The sequence below is a fragment of the Halobacillus sp. BBL2006 genome, from assembly GCF_000786645.1.
Taxonomy (GTDB): domain Bacteria; phylum Bacillota; class Bacilli; order Bacillales; family Halobacillaceae; genus Halobacillus.
In genome coordinates this window covers 1-5,292 of the sequence record NZ_JRNX01000314.1, presented here as the reverse complement: position 1 = coordinate 5,292, position 5,292 = coordinate 1, and the positions used below count along the sequence as shown (strand labels likewise).

The following is a 5,292-nucleotide window of genomic DNA, read 5'->3' as shown; positions in this document are numbered from 1 at the left end:
AACTACTACCGTTTACTGAGAAATTATCCGGAAAGGAAATGGTCGCTTCCTTCGCCTGTTCATCTATCTCTATTTTAGCTTCTGAAAGTAAACTCTCAGACAAACCATATTCATTGGGGACAAAGCGGGATTTCTCTTTACTCCCCCCATTCTCATACACTATTGTAAAAGGAATGACGACTTGAGCGTTTTTTCCTGGTAAAGCTCCTGTATCTACTTGAGCTTCATTTAGTTTTGCAGTATGAATTTTTTCATCTTCAGCTACATGAGTTTCTGCTTTTTCATAAGGTGTAGAATCTTCTGAAGAGCCTTCCTCTATATTCGCTTGCTCCGCGTTTTTATGCTCCTTATTTATAGTTGCTTTTTCTTCAGGCATCTCAGCACTTTCCATCGTATTTTCCGATTGGCTGTCTGACTGAGAGGTTTCTTGATCGCTGGTAGACTGCTCAAATTGGTTCGAGTTAATCATATTAAGAAAGACCGGGATAACGATTGCCAATAAGAGGACCACTGCTGCCGTCGCCATACCAGGCATGATCCATGGAGCCATTTTCCGAGTTGATTGATTTAGGTTTGGCGAGATTTTCCTATATAAATCCTGCTTACTTTGCCGATCATCAATAGGAGGCAGATCTTTAAGCATCTTCTCTAATTCTTCATCTGTATAATGCCTAGGCTTCACGCTGCACTCCCCCTTCTTTTGCTTTTTCTAAAATTTCTCTCAATGCTTTCATTCCTCTATGCTGAGTTGTCTTCACTTTGCTTTCAGTCCAATTGAGGATATCAGCTGTCTCCTGTATGGACATCCCTTGAATATACCTAAAGATAATGACACTTTTCTGGTCCATGGTACATTCATCCAATGCCTTATAAACTGCCTTCATCTCAGCGTTTTGAATAGCAATTTCCTCAGGAAGAGCATCTACACCTTGAATGTTCTCTCCTTTGTCACCCCAGTCAAAAAAATCCATGATACGATTACGTTTACGTTTTTGTTTTCTAAAATAGTCAATGGTCACATGACGAGCAATGGAAAACAGCCATGTTTTTTCACTGCTTCGCCCATCGAATGAATGGTAAGATTTGATAACCTTGATATAAACATCCTGAACAAGGTCCTCAGCTAAATTGCGATCCTTGACCATGTAGATGATAAATTGAAATAGATCTTTATGATATTTATCATAAAGTTCATCAAAAAACCTTTTCACCACAGGTACCTCCCGATTATAGGAATAGTCGTTTATGTATGTATAAAAGTTACACCCTTATCTTAATATGAGAAAATAAAAAAGGAAATAGGGTTTAGTTTGGAAGCACTTTTTGATCCTCACTTGGCTTATGGCTTCGAGAGGCTAGGAGCCGCATCCGGATTGGCGCAAAGGAAAAAGTATTTTACCCTTCTACCAATAAAAAACGGCTATCACTAATAGATAGCCGTCTCAACTTTCTCATTGTGAGCTCTCATCCGCTACACTCGTTCTTGCTCCCCCGTTCACTTTGTTCCTTTGATTATACCGTTTGAATAATGCTCCAAGAATCGGAGAAAAGACCAGAATAAAAACAACATTAGATACTGCGTGGTTAAGGTCGAAGGGCAAGCCCGCTAAATAATAAGCCCAAAACGGCTGACCAACTGTTCGCATAGTTAAAGAAATAACCAGACCAAAAAATAAACCACTAAAAAGCCCATAAATGGAAAGACCCCAAACCGGTAATCGCGGCCACCATTTCCCTAATAATCCAGCCATCAAACCAATCACCGACCAGGCGATAATCTGCCAAATCGTCCATATCCCCATTCCTAAGAGCATATTTGAGACCGTCGTCGTTAGGATAGCCATTATCACCCCAGCCAATGGCCCTAACCAAAAAGATGTTAAAATGATAATAGCTGTAACCGGTTGAATGTTAGGTAAACTGGATAAAGCCATTCGCCCAGCGACCGCCAGGGCTGCAAGCATTGCTAGAAGAGTAATTTTATATGTGTTCATTGCTTAATCATTCCCATGAATGATAATCAAAGACGATTTCGTCCCCTTGCTCTACCTCATATTCATTAGCTCCTACCATAGCCTCTTCTCCATTGATCGTAAACATCCAGGCCATTTTTTCCTCCTGATTTCCTTCGATCCCCTCAATACTGTTAATAAAGCCTTCACTTTCTTTCACTTCAAAGTTTTCCTTCATGACCTCCATCAGGGTAGTCCCTTCTGGAACAGAAACCTCTTTGTCAGCAAGCATTTCTTCCCCATTGCTTTTTGAAACTTCCACTTGAACAGTGACTTCTTGTTTGTCCTCTTGTTGAGAGGCACTTGCTTCTTCTTTTTGATCCGCTTGTTGGGTGCCACACCCGCTTAAGACTCCGGCTACGAGTAGGAAGACTACTAACAATCCAAAAAACTTTTTCATCTTTCTTTTCATCCTTTCCATCATGGTATATAGTTCCATCGCTTTCCTGAAAGGACGTAAAGACAACAACTAGGCTATGTAATCATCAAAAAAAGCTTGTCCTTTTTATAAGGACAAGCTTAAGACAAACCTGAAAGGTGTAAAACCATTACATATACCGATCGGTTGTCTCAAACGCTCAATCCCCGAAGCTTTGAAACATAGGATTTGGCAGGTCTACTGACTTGTGCGTCTGCCTACTTAGGATCCTTCCCATGCATTTCGCACAGTGGAGCTTCCTTTTCGTCAACACATACAGTTGCGAGGACAGTTCTGGCTTCTAACCAGATTCCCTTTTAAGCCTTACTCAGGCACCAACATCCTTACGTATGAAGTTCATTAATTACATTACATGAAACTGATAAAATTAGCAAACTAATATTCTGTTAAATCAATATCTTTCGGTATGCGGAACGTAAACGTTGTCCCTTCTCCAAGCTTACTGTGGGCACTGATGGTTCCTTTGTGTGCTTCCACAATATTCTTAGCTATAGCAAGACCGAGACCTGTTCCTTTTTTCTGTTTGGAGCTTTCTCTCTTACGCGACTTATCCGCTTTATAAAATCGCTCAAAAACAAAAGGAAGATCCTCTTCGGCAATACCTTGTCCCGAGTCATGAACAGAACCTACCCAATCACCGTTAAGACTGTCAATGGTGACATGAACACTTCCCCCGGGGTTCGTATGACGGATTGCGTTATCAATTAAATTTGTAAATACTTGCTCAATTCGATCAGCATCGAATGAAATCCAATCGAGTTGATTGTCAACGTTCATAGTTAATTCCACACTGCGTTCATCAGCAATACCTTGGAACTTACGGATAATCTTATTCATATAAGAATGGATTTCAATCGATTCAATAAAAAGGTGAATATGACCCGCCTCCATTCTGGCGAGGTCAAGTAGCTCATTAACGAGCCGTCCAATTCTCAGTGATTCTTCATGGATGATTTGCGCAAGTTCATTCTTATCTTCTTTACTCTCTGCAATATCATCGACGATAGCCTCACTATACCCTTGCAACATAGAAATTGGAGTTCTAAGTTCATGTGAGACATTCGCAATGAAATCTTTTCTCAGCTTATTCAGCCGACGCTCTTCTGTCATATCTCGAAGTACAGCAACCGCTCCGCGAACGGTTGATTTATCATACAATGGCGTCATGATGATCACCCAAGAACGTCCTTGAAGTGTAACTTCGGTCATAGATTCTTCTTCATTCGTAATAACTTGCTTAAATAAAGCCTTTAAGGGTTCTGGTAAATGTTGATTATCTTCCACGGTCTTTGCCGATGGACTGTTTTCAAAAGCATAGGCATCTAAATACTGCATGGCTGGCGGGTTACTGACGAGAATTTCTCCCGTACGATTAATTGTAATAACTCCGTCAGCCATAGAACGCAAGATTCCAGAAAGCTGCTCTTTCTCTTGATTTAATGCGTTAATATGGAATTTTAATTGTCTTCCCATCCGATTAAAAGCCATGGCAAGTTCACCAATTTCGTCGTGAGTCAGGATAGGGACCTTGTTATTGAATTCCCCTTTTGCAAGCTCTAATGCTCCTTCACGCATTTTTATCAACGGAGAAGTAATTCTCGTCGATAAGAAGAAGGCAAAGATCGTTGTCAAAACTATCGCGATGCCTGCACCAAGAAAGATAATTTTTGTGGTTTGTTCAGACGTTTCTTCTATAGTATCGAGCGATTGATATACGAACACTGCCCCTTCTCCATTGGATAGAGGAGCTCCGACTACCATTACCCCCGTATCGGATGACTCGAGGTCAGCTACTTTTTTCACTTCTTCTCCTTGAGTAAGAACTCTTGAAAGCTCTTGATCAGATGAAAACCAGTCGTAATTCATTACAGGTAACCCTTCTGTGTCACTCTCGGCAACAAGTGTATCTTCCTCATTCCATGCGATGACAGCTCGGCTAGCCGAGTCCTTTATCAGATTCGTAGTTGAAAGTAATAATTCTCTGTCCTCATATCGATTTTCAACTTCAGAAATTTTATTAGCAGTTTGAAGTAAGTGACGCTCCGCTTCTAATATATGATAGTTCTGAAAAAACTCCAGAAGTAAGATCGTCAGAATGAAAAGGACAAAACAGACAAGCAGGAGTATAGTAAACCATAATTTCCCTACAACACTACGCCAAAACATCACTCACCATTAACCTCGAACTTGTAGCCGATGCCCCATACCGTAACGATCATCCCTGCAGCACTTGCCGAAACTTTACTTAACTTTTCACGTAATCTTTTCACGTGAGTATCCACTGTTCGAAGATCGCCGAAAAATTCATATTGCCAAACTTCTTTAAGAAGTTGTTCACGATCAAACACTTTATCTGGATATTGAGCCATGTAGTTAAGAAGTTCGTATTCCTTTGGAGTCAATGCGACTTCCGCGCCATCAGCAGTTACACGGTGAGCATCATTATCAATTGTCATATGCGGGAAGATAAGTACATTTCTAGTTGATGTATCGGTCTCTAAAAATCTTGTTGAAGAGGCTCTTCTGAGTAAAGCTTTGACACGTAAAACGACTTCTCGTGGGCTAAAAGGTTTCACTATATAATCATCGGTTCCGACTTCGAAACCTTGGACACGATTTGCTTCTTCCCCTTTTGCAGTTAGCATAATAACAGGAGTCGCTTTCTTTTCACGAAGCTCCTTACACACTTCGATTCCGTCTTTACCCGGCAGCATTAAATCGAGCAATATCACGTCGTAATCATTATGAAGGGCTTTCACTAATGCCTCTTCACCATCTTCAGCTTCATCAATTTCGTAATTCTCTCTTTCCATATACATTCTGATCAAACGGCGAATACGC

General features: G+C 40.7%; 6 protein-coding genes and 1 riboswitch. All 6 genes read right to left on the bottom strand.

Annotated elements, in window-relative coordinates; genetic code table 11:
- Positions 1 to 682 (bottom strand): hypothetical protein (locus LD39_RS10055; protein WP_035545819.1); only part of this gene is annotated, 682 nt, incomplete at its 3' end.
- Positions 672 to 1,211, bottom strand: a complete 540-nt coding sequence (gene sigX / locus LD39_RS10050; RefSeq protein WP_035545816.1) for an RNA polymerase sigma factor SigX — start codon at positions 1,209 to 1,211, stop codon at positions 672 to 674. The genes sigX and LD39_RS10055, both read right to left, overlap by 11 nt.
- Positions 1,212 to 1,451: 240 nt before the next feature.
- The gene (locus LD39_RS10045; protein ID WP_052158805.1) at positions 1,452 to 1,994 is read right to left on the bottom strand and encodes an ECF transporter S component; all 543 of its coding nucleotides are present in this window, start codon (positions 1,992 to 1,994) and stop codon (positions 1,452 to 1,454) included.
- A 7-nt stretch (positions 1,995 to 2,001) separates the two neighbouring features.
- Positions 2,002 to 2,412 carry a DUF4430 domain-containing protein gene (locus LD39_RS10040; RefSeq protein WP_035545821.1) on the bottom strand — a complete coding sequence of 137 codons (411 nt, stop codon included), beginning with the start codon at positions 2,410 to 2,412 and terminating at the stop codon, positions 2,002 to 2,004.
- A gap of 191 nt (positions 2,413 to 2,603) precedes the next feature.
- Positions 2,604 to 2,785, bottom strand: a riboswitch (cobalamin riboswitch).
- Positions 2,786 to 2,826: 41 nt separating this feature from the next.
- Complete coding sequence (locus tag LD39_RS10035) at positions 2,827 to 4,617, bottom strand: ATP-binding protein (RefSeq protein WP_035545814.1); 1,791 nt, start codon at positions 4,615 to 4,617, stop codon at positions 2,827 to 2,829.
- On the bottom strand, positions 4,617 to 5,292 hold a 676-nt coding region (locus LD39_RS10030), incomplete at its 5' end, for a response regulator transcription factor (RefSeq protein ID WP_035545811.1). The genes LD39_RS10035 and LD39_RS10030, both read right to left, overlap by 1 nt.